The 15,735-nt window shown below is 73.9% G+C and carries 13 protein-coding genes; 8 read left to right on the forward strand and 5 right to left on the reverse strand.

What is annotated here, in order from left to right; genetic code table 11:
- Positions 1-23 precede the first annotated feature (23 nt).
- Positions 24-1,139 (reverse strand): glycine cleavage system aminomethyltransferase GcvT, encoded by a 1,116-nt coding sequence (gene gcvT, locus ACFFHU_RS19530; RefSeq protein ID WP_377340906.1) that lies wholly within the window; start codon positions 1,137-1,139, stop codon positions 24-26.
- A 226-nt stretch (positions 1,140-1,365) separates the two neighbouring features.
- On the opposite strand from gcvT, the gene ACFFHU_RS19535 reads away from it, so the two are divergent.
- On the forward strand, positions 1,366-2,934 hold the full coding sequence (locus tag ACFFHU_RS19535; RefSeq protein WP_377340908.1) for a leucyl aminopeptidase: 1,569 nt from the start codon (positions 1,366-1,368) through the stop codon (positions 2,932-2,934).
- A 73-nt stretch (positions 2,935-3,007) separates the two neighbouring features.
- Here the strand turns inward: ACFFHU_RS19535 and ACFFHU_RS19540 are convergent, their stop codons facing one another.
- Positions 3,008-3,334 carry a hypothetical protein gene (locus tag ACFFHU_RS19540; protein WP_377340909.1) on the reverse strand — a complete coding sequence of 109 codons (327 nt, stop codon included), beginning with the start codon at positions 3,332-3,334 and terminating at the stop codon, positions 3,008-3,010.
- 188 nt (positions 3,335-3,522) lie between these two features.
- Here ACFFHU_RS19540 and lpdA point away from each other — a divergent pair, with 188 nt between their 5' ends.
- The 3 genes from lpdA to ACFFHU_RS19555 all read left to right on the forward strand — a co-directional run bounded on the left by lpdA (position 3,523) and on the right by ACFFHU_RS19555 (position 8,219).
- Positions 3,523-4,911 carry a dihydrolipoyl dehydrogenase gene (gene lpdA, locus ACFFHU_RS19545; RefSeq protein ID WP_377340910.1) on the forward strand — a complete coding sequence of 463 codons (1,389 nt, stop codon included), beginning with the start codon at positions 3,523-3,525 and terminating at the stop codon, positions 4,909-4,911.
- A 63-nt stretch (positions 4,912-4,974) separates the two neighbouring features.
- Complete coding sequence (gene sucB, locus ACFFHU_RS19550; protein ID WP_377340912.1) at positions 4,975-6,909, forward strand: 2-oxoglutarate dehydrogenase, E2 component, dihydrolipoamide succinyltransferase; 1,935 nt, start codon at positions 4,975-4,977, stop codon at positions 6,907-6,909.
- A gap of 263 nt (positions 6,910-7,172) precedes the next feature.
- Complete coding sequence (locus tag ACFFHU_RS19555; RefSeq protein WP_377340915.1) at positions 7,173-8,219, forward strand: NAD-dependent epimerase/dehydratase family protein; 1,047 nt, start codon at positions 7,173-7,175, stop codon at positions 8,217-8,219.
- A 95-nt stretch (positions 8,220-8,314) separates the two neighbouring features.
- Here the strand turns inward: ACFFHU_RS19555 and ACFFHU_RS19560 are convergent, their stop codons facing one another.
- Positions 8,315-8,677: a MerR family transcriptional regulator gene (locus tag ACFFHU_RS19560; RefSeq protein ID WP_377340917.1), complete on the reverse strand. Its 363-nt coding sequence runs from the start codon at positions 8,675-8,677 to the stop codon at positions 8,315-8,317.
- A 50-nt stretch (positions 8,678-8,727) separates the two neighbouring features.
- Here ACFFHU_RS19560 and ACFFHU_RS19565 point away from each other — a divergent pair, with 50 nt between their 5' ends.
- Positions 8,728-9,738 carry an aldo/keto reductase gene (locus ACFFHU_RS19565; protein WP_377340919.1) on the forward strand — a complete coding sequence of 337 codons (1,011 nt, stop codon included), beginning with the start codon at positions 8,728-8,730 and terminating at the stop codon, positions 9,736-9,738.
- Positions 9,739-9,865: 127 nt separating this feature from the next.
- On the forward strand, positions 9,866-10,786 hold the full coding sequence (locus ACFFHU_RS19570; RefSeq protein WP_377340921.1) for a TIGR01777 family oxidoreductase: 921 nt from the start codon (positions 9,866-9,868) through the stop codon (positions 10,784-10,786).
- Positions 10,787-11,014: 228 nt separating this feature from the next.
- Here the strand turns inward: ACFFHU_RS19570 and ACFFHU_RS19575 are convergent, their stop codons facing one another.
- Complete coding sequence (locus tag ACFFHU_RS19575; RefSeq protein ID WP_377341229.1) at positions 11,015-12,187, reverse strand: extracellular catalytic domain type 1 short-chain-length polyhydroxyalkanoate depolymerase; 1,173 nt, start codon at positions 12,185-12,187, stop codon at positions 11,015-11,017.
- A 211-nt stretch (positions 12,188-12,398) separates the two neighbouring features.
- Between ACFFHU_RS19575 and ACFFHU_RS19580 the strand changes: the two genes are divergently transcribed.
- Positions 12,399-14,309 (forward strand): DUF6311 domain-containing protein, encoded by a 1,911-nt coding sequence (locus tag ACFFHU_RS19580; RefSeq protein WP_377340922.1) that lies wholly within the window; start codon positions 12,399-12,401, stop codon positions 14,307-14,309.
- A 47-nt stretch (positions 14,310-14,356) separates the two neighbouring features.
- Positions 14,357-15,010, forward strand: coding sequence for a lipoyl(octanoyl) transferase LipB (gene lipB / locus ACFFHU_RS19585; RefSeq protein WP_377340923.1), 654 nt, complete (start codon positions 14,357-14,359; stop codon positions 15,008-15,010).
- A 142-nt stretch (positions 15,011-15,152) separates the two neighbouring features.
- On the opposite strand, the gene ACFFHU_RS19590 is transcribed toward lipB, so the two are convergent.
- The gene (locus ACFFHU_RS19590; RefSeq protein WP_377340925.1) at positions 15,153-15,662 is read right to left on the reverse strand and encodes a MarR family winged helix-turn-helix transcriptional regulator; all 510 of its coding nucleotides are present in this window, start codon (positions 15,660-15,662) and stop codon (positions 15,153-15,155) included.
- Between the last annotated feature and the right edge of the window lie 73 nt (positions 15,663-15,735).

Raw genomic sequence — 15,735 nt, forward strand, 5'->3', positions numbered from 1 at the left:
CCCGCGCGGGTAGGCGCCCGCGGCTAGCGCACGGACGGCTGGACGAACGGCGGCTTGACCACCCGCATGGCCGACCGGCGGCCGCGCACGTCCACCTCGACCGTGTCGCCCTCGGCGAGCCCGGCCGCGGTGTCCAGCAGCGCCAGCGCGATGCCCACCTTCTTCGTGGGCGAGAAGGTCCCGCTGGTGATGCGCCCCACCTCCGCGTCGCCGGCGTACACGGTCATGCCCGCGCGCGGGATGCCCCGGTCGACCGCTTCCAGGCCGCGCAGCGTCCGCCGGGGGCCGGCGGCCTTCTCGGCCAGCAGCGCGTCCCGACCCCAGAAGGCCGGCTTGTCCCAACCGACCGCCCAGCCGGCCCGGGCCTGCACCGGCGTGATCTCCGGGGACAGGTCCTGGCCGTGCAGCGGATAGCCCATCTCGGTACGCAGGGTGTCCCGCGCGCCCAGCCCGCAGGGTCGCAGCCCGAACTCGGCCCCGGCCGCGGTCAGCGCGTCCCACACCCCGGTCGCCGCGGCGGCCGGCACGACCAGCTCGTAGCCGTGCTCCCCGGTGTAGCCGGTCCGGCAGACCACCAGCTCCGCGCCGTCCACGGTGCCGGGCGAGAAGCTCATGTAGCCGTGCTCGGTGGGCAGCCCGAGCCGGTCGAGCAGCTCCGCCGAGCGGGGCCCCTGCACCGCCAGCACGGCATGGTCGGTGTGCTCGTCGGCGATGGTCACCCCGTCCGGCGCCGCCGCGCCGAGCCGCTTCGCCACCTCGGCGGTGTTGGCGGCGTTCGGGATCAGGAAGACGTGGTCGTCGCCGTACAGGTAGGCGATGATGTCGTCGAGCACGCCGCCGGTGGTCGCGTCGCAGCAGAGCGTGTACTGCGCCCGGCCGGGACCGATCCGGCCCAGGTCGTTGCTCAGGCAGGCGTTGACGAAGGCGGCCGCGCCGGGCCCGGTGATCCGGATCTTGCCCAGGTGGGAGACGTCGAAGACGCCGACCGCCGTCCGTACCGCCGCGTGCTCCTTGAGCACCCCGCCCCCGGCGTACTCCAGCGGCATGGACCAGCCGCCGAACGGCGCGAACTTGGCGCCGAGGGCGGCATGCCGCTCGTGCAGGGGGGATCGGCGCAGGCCGGCGGGGTCGTCCGTCATGGCGGCCAACTTACCCGGCGCCGACCGCGGCGGCGCCGCGGAGGCGTGCCGGGACGACGGCGGCGATGGCCCGGGCCGCGGGCACGGAGGGGGCGGAGCGGAGGCGGCGGCCGCGGAGGGGCGGGCGGCGGGACATCCGCGCGGCGCGGCAGGTAGGTTCGCCGTGAGACCGTCCACCGCCGGGCCGCCCACGAGGGGACCGGCCCGCCAGTCCCGGAGCCGCCGAGTGACCTCGTCCAGCCCAACCCTCAGCCTGGTCGACACCGACCCAGCCGAGCTCGCCGTCGACGCCGTCGTCATCGGCGTGCACAGCCAGCCGTCCGACGGCGACGCCGGCGGGCTCGCCGCGACGCTGCTGCTGGCCACCGGGGCCGAGGCCCTCGCGGCCGCCTTCGACGGCAAGCTGACCGAGACGCTGGCGTTGCTCGGTGCCACCGGTGCGCCCGGCGAGGTGACCAAGCTGGCCACGCTCGGCACGGTGACCGCGCCGGTGGTGCTGGCCGTGGGGCTCGGCCCCGAGCCGTCCGGCGCCGCCCCCGCTCCGGAGGCGCTGCGCCGGGCCGCCGGCGGGGCGATCCGGGCGCTGGCCGGCGCCGAGCGGGTGGCGCTGGCCCTGCCGGTGCCGGACGACGCCGACGCCGCCGCCGCGCTCCGGGCGCTCGCCGAGGGCGCGCTGCTGGGCGGCTACCGGTTCGCCGGCTACAAGACCAGGCCGCAGCCGGCCCGCCGCTCCCCCGTGGCGGCCGTGTCGATCTGCGTGCCGGACGCCGCCGACGAGCGGGCCGGCGCCGAGGTGCGCCGGGCCCAGGCGGTGGCCCGGGCGGTGCGGCTGACCAGGGACTGGGTCAACACCGCCCCCAACGAGCTGCGCCCGCCGTCGTTCGCGGACGCGGTGGCCGCGGTGGCCGCCGAGGCCGGGCTCACCGTCGAGGTGCTGGACGAGAAGGCGCTCGCCGCCGGCGGGTACGGCGGCATCCTCGCCGTCGGGCAGGGCTCCTCGGCGCCGCCGCGGCTGGTGAAGCTGTCGTACCGGCCGGACGGCGGCGGCCAGGGCAAGCGGGTCGCCCTGGTGGGCAAGGGCATCACCTTCGACTCGGGTGGCGTCTCGATCAAGCCGGCGCAGGGCATGTGGGAGATGAAGTCGGACATGTCTGGCGCCGCCGCGGTGGGCGCCGCGATGCTGGCGATCGCCGACCTGAAGCCCGCGGTGGCGGTGGACGCCTACCTGTCGATGGCCGAGAACATGCCCTCGGGTAGCTCGTACCGGCCCGGCGACGTGATCACCATGTACGGCGGCAAGCGGGTCGAGGTGCTCAACACCGACGCGGAGGGCCGGATGGTGCTGGCCGACGCGATCGTGCGGGCCTGCGAGGACGGCTGCGACTACCTGCTGGAGACCTCGACGCTGACCGGCGGCCAGGTGATCGCGCTGGGCAAGCGGGTGGCCGGCGTGATGGGCACGGCCGAGCTGTGCGAGCGGGTCCGGACCGTCGGGGACACGACCGGCGAGCCGGCGTGGCCGATGCCGCTGCCGGACGACGTACGCACCGGGATGGACTCCGACGTCGCGGACATCTCCCAGGTCAATGCCGGGATGGATCGGGCCGGTCACATGCTGCAGGGCGGGGTGTTCCTGCGCGAGTTCGTGGCCGACGGGGTGTCCTGGGCGCACCTCGACATCGCCGGCCCGGCGTACCACAGCGGCGAGCCGACCGGCTACTGGACCAAGGGCGGCACCGGCGTCCCCGTACGCACCCTGGTAGCCCTGGTCGAAGACATCGCCACCAACGGCTGAGACGTAAGGAAGGGCCCCTTCTTATCGCTTTTTGTATAGGAAGGGGCCCCTGTTAACCCCCGGTGCCCGAGGGTCAGGGTTGGGGGCGGAGGCGGCGGCGGGTGTTGTAGTCGCGGAGGCGCTGGGGGTAGCCGACCAGGCGGACGTCGTACACCGGGATGGCCAGCCGGTGGGCTAGCCGGCGGGCCCCCTCGGGGCCGTCGATGCGCCGCCGGGTCCACTCGCCGTCGGCGGCGATCAGGATGATCGTGGTCCCGGTGACCGTGGTACGCGGTTCGATGAGCGCCTCGACGCCCCGCCGGGTGCGGACGAACCGCTCCAGATGATCGAGATCCTCCTGGCTGGCCGGGCGTTCGCCGGCCACGCCGGTCGCCCGCCCGCGCCGCCGGAACCAGGCCACCGCTAGTCTCCTCCCCGACCCCACCGCGCCAGGTTTCCCGGGCGTTTCCGACAAGCGTACGTGCCGGGAACGTGTCCTTGGGCACCTCGTTCAGCGCGGCGGGGGGACAAGTGACAAGATGACCGAGGCGACTGTGTCCATTTACCTGGCACGACCCTCGTAGCAGCGACGCGACCTGGGAGACAACTGTGACCGAGCCGAATGAGGCAACCTTCGACGTCGTGATCCTCGGAGGTGGCAGCGGCGGCTACGCGGCGACTCTGCGCGCGGCGCAACTGGGCCTGTCCGTCGCGCTGATCGAGAAGGCCGAGCTGGGCGGCACCTGCCTGCACCGCGGCTGCATCCCCACCAAGGCGCTGCTGCACGCGGCCGAGGTGGCCGACCAGACCCGCGAGTCGGAGCAGTTCGGCGTGAAGGCCGAGCTGGTTGGCATCGACATGGCGGGCGTCAACTCCTACAAGGACGGCGTGGTCAGCCGGCTCTACAAGGGCCTGCAGGGCCTGGTCAAGTCCAGCAAGGCCACGTTCGTGGCCGGCGAGGGCCGGCTGGTGGCCAAGAACGCGGTCGAGGTGGACGGCAAGCGATACACCGGCCGCAACATCATCCTGGCCACCGGTTCATACTCGCGCAGCCTGCCGGGCCTGGACATCGACGGCCAGCGGGTGATCACCAGCGAGCAGGCGCTCAAGCTCGACCGGGTCCCCTCCTCGGTGATCGTGCTGGGCGGCGGCGTGATCGGCGTGGAGTTCGCCAGCGTCTGGCGGTCCTTCGGCGTGGACGTGACGATCATCGAGGCGCTCCCCCGGCTGGTGGCGGCCGAGGACGAGGAGTCGTCCAAGGCGCTGGAGCGGGCGTTCCGCAAGCGCGGCATCGCCTTCAAGGTCGGCAAGCGCTTCGAGAAGGCCGAGCACACCGACGCGGGCGTCAAGGTCACGATCGAGGGCGGCGAGACCGTCGAGGCCGAGCTCATGCTGGTCGCGGTCGGCCGCGGCCCGACGACCGCCAACCTCGGGTACGAGGAGCAGGGCGTCAAGATGGACCGCGGCTTCGTGCTCACCGACGAGCGGCTGCGCACCAGCGTCGAGAACGTCTACGCGGTCGGCGACATCGTCCCCGGCCTCCAGCTCGCGCACCGCGGCTTCCAGCAGGGCATCTTCGTGGCCGAGGAAATCGCCGGCCGCAACCCCGCGGTCATCGACGAGAACGGCATCCCCCGGGTCACCTACTCGGACCCGGAGCTGGCCTCCGTCGGGCTGACCGAGGCCAAGGCCAAGGAGCAGTACGGCGCCGACAAGGTCAGCACGTACAACTACAACCTCGGCGGCAACGGCAAGAGCCAGATCCTCAAGACCAACGGCTTCGTCAAGCTGGTCCGGCTCAACGACGGCCCGGTGGTCGGCATCCACATGGTCGGCGCCCGCGTCGGCGAGCTGGTCGGCGAAGCTCAGCTGATCTTCAACTGGGAGGCCTACCCGGCCGAGGTGGCGCAGCTCGTGCACGCCCACCCGACCCAGGGCGAGGCGCTCGGCGAGGCCCACCTCGCGCTGGCCGGCAAGCCGCTGCACGCGCACGCCTGAGAAGTTTCCGCGCCGCCCGCCGGTACGCGGGCATCGCACCACGCGACGAAGGAGTCTTGAGAGATGCCGGTATCGGTCACCATGCCCCGGCTGGGTGAGAGCGTGACGGAGGGGACCGTCACGCGCTGGCTCAAGCAGGAGGGCGACCGGGTCGAGGTCGACGAGCCGCTGCTCGAGGTCTCGACCGACAAGGTCGACACGGAGATCCCCTCCCCGGCGGCCGGCACGCTGAGCCGGATCGTGGTGAGCGAGGACGAGACCGCCGAGGTGGGCAGCGAGCTGGCCGTCATCGCCGGCGACGACGAGTCCGGCGGCGGCGAGTCCGGTGGCGGCGAGTCCGGCGGCGGCGCGGAGTCCGGCGGCGGCGCGGAGCCGGCCGAGGAGCCCGCGGCCGAGCAGCCGCAGGCCGCCGCGGAGCAGCCGGCGCAGGCCGCCCCGGCCCCGCAGGCCGAGGCCGAGCCGAGCAGTTCCACCGGCGGCGACGCCGGCGGGCAGCGCACGTCGGTGACGCTGCCGGCGCTCGGCGAGAGCGTGACCGAGGGTACGGTCACCCGCTGGCTCAAGCAGGTGGGCGACACGGTCGAGGCCGACGAGCCGCTGCTGGAGGTCTCCACCGACAAGGTGGACACCGAGATCCCCGCCCCGGCCGCCGGCACCCTGGTCGAGATCAAGGTCAACGAGGACGAGACCGTCGACGTCGGCACCGAGCTCGCGGTGATCGGCGCGGCCGGCAGCGCCGAGGCGGCCGCCCCGTCGACCGAGCAGCCGACGCCGGAGCAGGGCACCGAGCAGCCCAAGGCCGAGGCCCCGCAGCAGCAGGCCCCGAAGCAGGAGCAGGAGGCGCGGCAGGCCCCAGCCGAGCCCGCCCGCCAGGAGCCGGCCGAGGAGCCCACGCCCGGGATGTCGTACTCCGAGCCGGCGCCCGAGGCCGAGACGGCCCAGCAGCCCGCGCGGGCCGAGCAGCAGTCCCAGCCGCCGGCGCCGTCGGCCAACGCGCGACCGTCCGCACCGGCGCCCGCCCAGGGCGACGACGCGGCCGGGTACGTGACGCCGCTGGTCCGCAAGCTGGCCGGCGAGCACGGGGTGGACCTGGCCCAGCTCTCCGGCACCGGGGTGGGCGGCCGGATCCGCAAGCAGGACGTGCTGGCCGCCGCCGAGCAGGCGAAGGCCGCGGCCGCCAAGCCGGCCGAGCAGCCCGCGGCGGCCCAGGCGGGCGCGGCGCCGACCGGCGGCGCACCGGCCAAGCCGGCCGCGAAGCCGCAGCCCAGCCCCAAGCGCGGCAGCACCGAGAAGATGCCGCGGATCCGGGCCACCATCGCCAAGCGGATGCAGCAGTCGCTGCACGAGATGGCGCAGCTCACCACGGTGATCGAGGTGGACGTCACCAAGATCGCCCGGCTGCGCGCCCAGGCGAAGGAGAGCTTCCAGCAGCGGCACGGGGTGAAGCTGTCGTTCCTGCCGTTCTTCGCGGTGGCCGCGGTCGAGGCGCTGCAGACGTTCCCGGTGGTGAACGCCAGCATGGACCTGGACGCCGGCACGATCACCTACCCCGGCTCGGAGAACCTCGGCATCGCCGTCGACACCGAGCGCGGGCTGATGGTGCCGGTGATCCACGACGCCGGCGACCTCAACCTGGGCGGCGTGGCCAAGCGGATCGCCGACCTGGCCGAGCGCACCCGGACCAACAAGATCAGCCCCGACGAGCTGGCCGGCGCCACCTTCACGCTCACCAACACCGGCAGCCGGGGCGCGCTGTTCGACACCCCGATCGTGCCGTCGCCGCAGTCGGCCATGCTCGGCACGGGCGCCGTGGTGAAGCGGCCGGTCGTGGTCAACGACCCGAACCTCGGCGAGGTGGTCGCGGTCCGTTCGATGGTCTACCTGGCCCTCTCGTACGATCACCGGCTGATCGACGGCGCGGACGCCGCCCGGTTCCTGGTGGCCGTCAAGGAGCGCCTGGAGGCCGGCAACTTCGAGGCGGAGCTGGGCCTGGCCTGATCCGCCAGCACGAACGCACGACGGGGCGCCCCGGCCGGAAAACCGGCCGGGGCGCCCCGCTGTCCCGCCGGCACCAAGCCGGCGACCCGCGAACGATCTGCCGCTGTTCACCACCAACCCCCACGACTTCGTCGGGCTGACGGAGCTGGTCCGGCTCCACCCGGTACGACGGCCCTGACCGGAGGCAAGCCAGGCCACGCCGCGGCGTCGGGCATGCGGCCGGCCCGGCGCGCTGCCGGGCACCGCGCTGGTACGGTCCGGCCATGCCCTCAGCGACGATCATCGGCGGGACCGGGCTGCTCGGCCGCGCCGTGGCGCGCCGGCTGCGTACCGCCGGTTGGAGCGTCACGGTCACCGGCCGCGACCCCGGCCGGATGCCCGCCGACCTCGCCGCCTCGGGCGTCCGGTTCGCCGCGGCCGACCGGGACGACGCGGCCGGCCTGGCGGCGGCCGTGGGCCAGGGCTGTGACCTGCTCGTCGACTGCATCTGCTTCACCGCCGCCCAGGCCCGGCTGGTGCTGCCGGTGGCCCGGAACGCCGGCTCGATCGTGATGATCTCCAGCAAGGCCGTCTACGTCGACGACGCCGGCAACCACAGCAACTCGGCCGACCCGCCCCGGTTCGCCGGCCCGGTGACCGAGGACCAGCCGACGGTGCGGCCGGGCGACATGCCGTACGACTCGCCCGAGGGGTACGGCGCCAACAAGGTCGCGGCCGAGCAGGTCCTGCTGGACAGCGGCCTGCCGGTGACCGTGCTGCGCCCCTCCAAGGTGCACGGCGAGGGCGCCCGGCCGCCCCGGAGCTGGTACTTCGTCAAGCGGGCGCTGGATCGCCGGCCGGCCGTGCTGCTCGCCGGCCAGGGCGGCGGCGCGGACCATCCATCCGCGGCCGTCAACATCGCGGCGCTCGTCGAGGTGGTCGCCGACCGCCCGGGACGGCGAATCCTCAACGCCGCCGACCCGGACGCTCCGGACGGCCTGACGATCTCCCGGATCATCGCCGCGCTGACCGGCCACGACCGGCGAGAGGTGCTGCTCGACGATGACGCTCCGGCCGCGCTCGGTCGGCACCCCTGGCACCGGGTGCCGCCGGTCGCCCTGGACGCGAGCGCCGCTCGGGCGCTCGGCTACCGCCCGGTCGGCGACTTCGCCGCGACGGTCACCGCTGAGATCGGCTGGCTGCTGGCGGAGGCCGGCCGGCGCCCCGGTTGGGCCCCACCGGGCCTCGACGACGACCTCGGCGCCCGCTGGTTCGACTACCCCGCCGAGGACGCCTGGCTGGAGACGCTGGACCCGACCTGGGCGACGTAGGGCGGCCGGTGCGGCCCGGGCGCACCGAACTGCGAGCCCGGCCGTTAACAGGGGGCCCTTCCTATACGAGAAGCGATAAGAAGGGGCCCTTCCTTTCAATCCGTGATCGACTTGTAGTAGTGGATCTTGTCGCGGAGGTGGTCGTACTGGCGCTGGAGCAGGCGCATGCGGTCCTGCACCGCGCCGGCGTGCTCCTCCAGCAGCTTGCGGCGCTCGGCCACGGTGTGGTCGCCCTCCCGGGCCAGCTCGGCGTACCGGCACATCTGCGCGATCGGCATGCCGGTGTCGCGCAGGCAACGGAACAGGTCGAGCCAGCCCAGGTCGTCCTCGGTGAAGACCCGGCGGCCGCCGCTGGTCCGGCCGACGTCGCTGAGCAGGCCGATCTTCTCGTAATAGCGCAGGGTGTCGAGGCTGAAACCGCTCCGGCGGGCGGTCTCGGACGGCGAGTATCCGCTCATGGCCCGATGATACTTGACCTGGAGCGCGCTCCAGGTTGAACAGTGGACGCATGACGACGACACGGACACTTGGCCGCAGCGGCATCGAGGTCAGCGCGATCGGCATGGGGTGCTGGGCGATCGGCGGACCCCTCTGGGGGGCGAACGGCGAACCGTTCGGCTGGGGCGAGGTCGACGACGACGAATCGATCCGGACCATCCACCGCGCGCTCGACCTCGGCGTCACCCTGTTCGACACGTCCAGCAACTACGGCGCCGGGCACAGCGAACGGGTCCTCGGCCGGGCCCTGGCCGGGCGTCGGGACCGGGCGGTCATCGCCACGAAGTTCGGCAACCGCTCCGACGAGGCCACCCGGCGGGCGCTGGGCAGCGACCCCAGCCCGGCGTACGCCGTGGCCAGCCTGGAGGAGTCGCTGCGCCGGCTGGGGACCGACCACGTCGACCTCTACCAGCTGCACCTCGGCGTGCTGCCGGCGTCCGCCGCGCTCGATCTGGTCGACACCCTGGAGGACCTGGTCAGCCAGGGCAAGATCCGGGCGTACGGGTGGAGCACCGACTTCCCGGATGCGGCGCGGGCGTTCGCCACCGCCGGCCCGCACTGTGCCGCCATCCAGCTGGACGAGTCGGTGCTGGCGGACAACGCGCCGCTGCTCGGCCTGTGCGAGGAGCTGGACCTGGCCAGCCTGTGCCGCGGCCCGCTGGCCATGGGGCTGCTGACCGGCAAGTACGGCCCGGGCGGCGTGCGGCCGGGCGCCGACGATGTCCGCGGGGTCACGCCGGAATGGTTGCACTGGTTCGACAACGGGGTGCCGGCGCCGGAGTGGACCGACCGGGTGGAGCGGATCCGGAGGGCGCTGACGGCCGACGGCCGCACCCTCGCCCAGGGCGCGCTCGGCTGGTTGCTGGCCCGCAGCCCGCGGATCGTGCCGATCCCGGGCTGCCGCACGGTGGCGCAGGCGGAGGAGAACTTCGGCACCCTCGCGCTCGGCCCGCTCGACCCCGACGCGTACGCCGAGGTCGAACGCCTGCTCACCGAGCTGCGCGCCGCCCCGGCCGCCTGAAAGGAAGGGCCCCCTGTTATCGCTTTTTGTATAGCAGGGGGCCCCTTTTAACGTACCCATGGCTGCCCGGCCGGATCGGCACGCGGCTCGCGCGGCCGGATCGGCCTCGATCGGCGAAGATGGCGGTATGCGGATCGTTCTTGCCGGCGCGTCCGGCTTCCTGGGCCGGAGCCTGGTCGACCGGCTCGCGGCCGACGGGCACCAGCTCACCTGGCTGGTCCGGCGGCCGCCCGCCGGGGCCGACCAGGTCCAGTGGAACCCGTCGGCCGGCGCGCTCGACCCGGCGGTGCTGGCCGGCGCCGACGCGGTGATCAACCTGGCCGGGGCCGGCGTCGGGGACAAGCGGTGGACCGACGCCTACAAGCGGGTCATCCGGTCCAGCCGGGTGGACAGCACCGGCACGATCGCCCGGACCATCGCCGGGTTGCCCCCGGCGGACCGGCCGGCCGCGCTGCTCAACTCCTCGGCGGTGGGCTGGTACGGCGACACCGGCGACACGGAGGTCACCGAGGAGGCCCCGGCGGGCGACGGTTTCCTCGCTGACGTCTGCCGGGTGTGGGAGGCCGCGACCCGGCCGGCCGAGGACGCCGGGGTACGGGTCGTCCGGCTGCGCACCGGGCTGCCGCTGGATCGCGACGGCGGCCTGCTGAAGCCGCAGCTGCTGCCGTTCCGGTTGGGCGCCGGCGCTCGGCTGGGCAACGGTCGGCAGTGGATGCCGTGGATCTCGCTGCCCGACTGGCTGTCCGCGGTGCTGTTCCTGCTGGACCGCTCCGACCTGGCCGGACCGGTCAACGTGGTCGGCCCGGCCCCGGTGACCAACGCCGAGTTCACCCGGGAACTCGGCGCCGCGCTGCATCGGCCGGCCCTGCTCATGCTGCCCGGCGTCGCGCTCCGGATCGCGCTCGGCGAGTTCGCCGGCGAGGCCCTGCGCAGCCAGCGGGTGCTGCCGGGCGCGCTCCGGCGGGCCGGGTTCGAGTGGGCGCATCCGGACCTGCCGTCCGCGCTACGCGCCGTCCTGCACGCCGAGCCGGCCACCGCCCAAACCTGATCCCGGACCCGGGCCGGTCACGCACCACCAGAATCCGACGTGGTTCCGACGCCGCGTCCCCACAGCCGCGCGCCTCCGCAGGCACGCCCACTGTCCGCGCCGCGCGCCCCGCAGGCACGCCCACAGTTCCGCGCCGCGCAGCCCCGCTCCCACAGCTCCGCGCTCTCGTGCGTTAACAGGGGCCCCCTGCTATACGAAAAGCGATAACAGGGGGCCCTTCCTTCCAGCTCAGCAGCCGATGACCCAGTAGTTGGGGCCGGTCTGCTTGAGGGTGGTCGTGTAGTACGTGTTGTAGAGGCCCATCTGCTGGTTCGAGCCGTTCGCGTAGGCGTACCCGAGCGACTGGTGCGCCCGGCCGGCCGCCACGTGCGCGTAGTTGCTCGCGGTGACGCAGACCGGCGTGCCCGTGGGGGTCGGGCTAGGAGTCGGGCTGCCCGTGGCCGTGGGGCTGGGGGTCGGCGTGGGCGTCGGGTTGCCGCCGGCTCCGTTGAGCCCGAAGAACAGCGCGTCCCGGTAGGCCGAGCAGATGGTGTCCAGGAAGTACGCGGCCGCCGTGCCGCACTGGTCGGCGCCGGAGCCCGGGTCGACCGGGGTGCCGTGTCCCATCCCCGAGACCCGGTAGATCCGCACGGCGTCGTTGCCGTACGTCTCCAGGCTGGTGCCGGCGGGCAGCGACGAGGTGCTGCTCGGGGTCTGTGACAGGCCGAGCACGTTGGTCCACTGGTCGCGCGACTCGGTGGCGTTGGCCACGTTCACCGTGTAGTCGCTGGTGCCGTGCCAGACGGCGACCCGGGGCCGGGGGCCGGAGTAGCCGGGGTAGGCGTTGCGGACCAGGTCGCCCCACTGCTGCGGCGTCTTGTCGACGCCCGGGTTCATGCAGGAGTACGCGGCCGTCATGCTGGTCGCGCAGGCGTACGGGATGCCGGAGAGCACGGAGCCGGCGGCGAAGACGTCCGGGTAGGTGGCCAGCATGACCGAGGTCATGGCGCCACCGGCGGACAGGCCGCTCACGTACACCCGGCTGGCGGCGGTGCCCCAGTTCGCCTTGGCGTAGTCGGTCATCTGCTTGATGGACAGCGCCTCGCCCTGCCCCCGGCTGATGTCCTCGGACTGGAACCAGTTGAAGCAGGAGTTGGCGTTGTTGCTGGAGTTCTGCTGGGGCAGGATGAGCGCGAAGCCCCACTGGTCGGCGTACTTACGCCAGCCCGAGTTCGTGAAGTAGTCGTTCGCGTTCTGGGTGCAGCCGTGCAGCAGCACCACGGCGGGGGCGCCGGCGGCCAGGCCGTCCGGTCGGTAGGCGTACATGGCCAGGTTGCCCGGGTTGGAGCCAAAGCCGGTGACCTGGGTGAGGCTCGCCGCCACGGCGACGGTGGGCGCCGCGACCAGCGCCGCGGCCACCATGAGGGGTACGAGAAGGGCCCGGATCAGCCGGGTCAGGGTGGACGGGGAACGACGCACGGCGACCTCCTGGTGTGAGCTGGGTCACCCCGAATTTGGCCGGAACGTTACGGCGGTATGACGAAGCCCCGACATGGCCGCCGCTCACACATTCACCGTTACCGCTGTGTGCGGATGCCGGGAGGGGTTCGGTCGCCGGTTGGTAACCTGCGGCGTGCCGCTTCCGCCACCGCTGCTCACCGAGCCATCGCCCGACCCGGCCGGGCCCGGCCCGGGCGGCCCGCCGGCCGCCGCTCCCCGGCCGGACCGACGCACCGACCTGATCGCCGTGGTGGCGAGCCTGGCGCTGGCGTTCTGGATCACCAGCGGGCTGTGGCTGGACCCCAACCGGCGGGCCGTGACGGTCAACTCCAGCGACCAGTCGCTGTTCGAGTGGCTGCTGGCGTTCGGCGCGCACGCGCTGACCCACGGCGACAACCCGCTGCTCACCGGCGTGATCAACGTTCCGGACGGCGTCAACCTCGCGGTCAACACCTCGATCACCGTGTACGCCGTGCTGCTGGCGCCGCTGACGTACCTGCTCGGGCCGCCGGTGACGTTCCTGATCGTGCTCACCGCCAACCTGGTGGCCACCGCGCTGGCCTGGTACTGGCTGCTGTCCCGGCACCTGCTCCGGACCGGACCGGCGGCCCTGCTCGGCGCGCTGTTCATCGGCTTCTCCCCCGGCATGGTCTCGCACGCCAACGCGCACCTGAACTGGACCGCCGGCTGGCTGGCCCCGCTGATCGTCTGGTGGGTGCTGCGGCTCGCCGACCCGGGCCGGTGGCTGCGGTACGGCGTCCTGCTCGGCGTCGGCGTGGCCGTGGCGTTCTCCATCGCCGCCGAGGGGCTGTTCTTCATCGCGCTGGCCTGCGTCGTGTTCCTGGCCGCTTGGGCGCTGGCCCCGGTCAACCGGGCGGCCGCCCGGGCCGCCCTGCCGAACTTCGCCCGTGGCCTCGGAGCGGCCGGCGCGGTGGCCGGGGTGCTGCTGGCGTACCCGCTCTGGCTGCACTTCCTCGGCCCGCAGCGGTTCCACGGCACCGGGTTCAACCCGATCATCCACGCCGAGGACATCGCCGCGTACGGCGCCTACCCGGCGCGCTCGCTGGCCGGGCTGCTCGGGCTCGGCACCCGGCTGGCGCCGAACCCGACCGAGGAGAACTCGTTCTTCGGCGTACCGCTGCTGGTGCTGACCGTGGCGTGCGCGGTGCTGCTCTGGCGGCGGGCCGACCCGGACCGCCGGGCGACCCTGCGGGCGCTGCTGATCACCGCGGGCGTCTTCGTGGTGCTGTCCTGGGGCCCGCGGGCCAAGATCCTCGGTACCCACACCCCGGTGCCCATGCCGTTCGCGCTGCTCGGGCACCTTCCGGTGATGAACGCGGCGCTGCCGGCCCGGCTCGCCCTGGTGGTCACGCCGATCGTCGGGCTGCTGCTCGGCCACGCCGTCGACGCGCTGCGCACGACGCCACCGCGGGACCGCCCGCGGCGGCTGGCCTGGGCCGCGGGCTTCGCCGTGGCGCTCGTGCCGCTGTTCCCGATCACGCTGCTCACCAGCGTCCGCGAGCCGGTGCCGGCCTTCATCACCAGCGGGGCCTGGCGGCCGTACGTCTCGACCGGCGGGGTGATCGCGCCGTTGCCGTTCACCCTCGACGTCACGCCCGACGGTCAGCGCTGGCAGGCGTACGCGTGGACGCACCGGCAGGGCGAGTTCGCCATCCCGTCCGGCTTCTTCCTCGGCCCGGGCGGCCCGGACGGGCGGGGCCGGATCGGCCCGGTGCCGAGGCCCACCAATGCCCTGCTCAACGAGGTGGCCGAGACCGGGGTGGTGCCGCCGATCGGCCCGGCCGAGCGGGCCGCCGCCCGGGCCGATCTGCGGTACTGGCGGGTGGACGTGGTGGTGCTGGCCGACCGGATCCACGGGGCCAAGTGGCCGGTCCAGCACGACGCGCTGCTGCGGGCGGCCACCGAACTGCTCGGCCCGCCCCAGCGGGTGGCCGACGTATGGCTCTGGCCGGTCTCGCGGACCTCGGCTGCCCCGGGGCCGCCGGCGGTGTGGGCCCCGCCCTCGCCGCGGGCCGGCGGGTGAGCCGGCTCACCGGGGCCGGCCGGCCGGCGCGGGATTACCCTGGGGTGGTGACCAGGACGATTTCCGGACTCTCCGCGGTCCGCATGGGGACGGTCGACTACACCGCCGCCTGGGACGAGCAGCGCCGCGTGCACGCGGCGGTCGTGGCCGGCGAGACGCCCGACACCGTGCTGCTGCTGGAGCATCCGAGCGTCTACACGGCCGGCAAGCGCACCGAGCCCTGGGACCGGCCCACCGACGGCACCCCGGTGATCGACGTCGACCGGGGTGGCAAGATCACCTGGCACGGCCCGGGCCAGCTCGTCGGCTATCCGATCGTCAAGCTGCCCGTGATCGACACCGGCTACCGGGTGGACGTGGTGGCCTTCGTCCGGCGGGTCGAGCAGCTGCTGATCGACGTGTGCGCCGAGTTCGGCCTGACCACCGACCGGATCGAGGGCCGCAGCGGGGTCTGGGTGCCGGCCGACGACCGCGGCCCGGCCCGCAAGGTGGCGGCCATCGGCCTGCGGGTGGCGCGCGGGGCCACCCAGCACGGCTTCGCGCTCAACTGCGACTGCGACCTGGGCTGGTACGACCGCATCGTGCCCTGCGGCATCCGGGACGCCGGCGTGACCTCACTCAGCGCCGAGCTGGGCCGCCCGATCACGGTGGCCGACGCGCTGCCGGTGGTCGAGCGCCACCTGCCCACCCTGCTCGGCTAGCCGCCACCGAGCTGGTCCACCGGCCAGGTGAGCCGGGTCCCGCCGCCCGATCGGTCCGTCGGGCCGCCGAGAGCCGGCTGTGACGCCGCATGCTCGACCCGTGTCGGTGGCGCCGGTGCGAACGGCCGGAGTGTCGTCCGGTTCAGGGGGCGCCGTCGGCCGGCTCGCGACCGCCGCAGTCCGCGTCGAGGTCGCCGCCGGCCTCCGCCGTAGCGGCCAGCACCCGGGTCGCCACCGCGGTCAGCACCTCGCGCTCCGCCGGGCGGACCAGGTCGACGAAGAACCGGCGGACCGTCTCGACGTGGCCGGGCGCCGCCGCCCGCACCGCGCTCCGACCGGCCGCGGTCAGCTCGACCATCGTGCCCCGGGCGTCCGTCGGGCACTCGAAGCGCCGGACGAGACCGCGCCGTTCCATCCGGCGTAGCTGGTGCGCCAGCCGGCTCCGGTCCCAGCCGGCGGCGCGGCCCAGGTCGCGGACCCGCAGCACCCCGTCCGGGGTTTCCGAGAGCGGCGCCAGCATGGCGTAGTCGGCCGAGGAGAGCTCGAGCCCGGCCAGTTGCCGCTCGGTCGCCTGGGCGAGGGCGCGCTGCATGCCGAGAAAGGCACGCCACATCGCCTGCTCGTCCTCGTCCAACCACCGCGGCTCGGCCACGGCACAAGGCTACCAGGAATGCTGACACGTCAGCCTCGGTTGTATCGTGTTGCTGATGCGTCAGCATGAAGGA

The sequence above is a fragment of the Plantactinospora siamensis genome (assembly GCF_042434095.1).
GTDB lineage: Bacteria > Actinomycetota > Actinomycetes > Mycobacteriales > Micromonosporaceae > KBS50.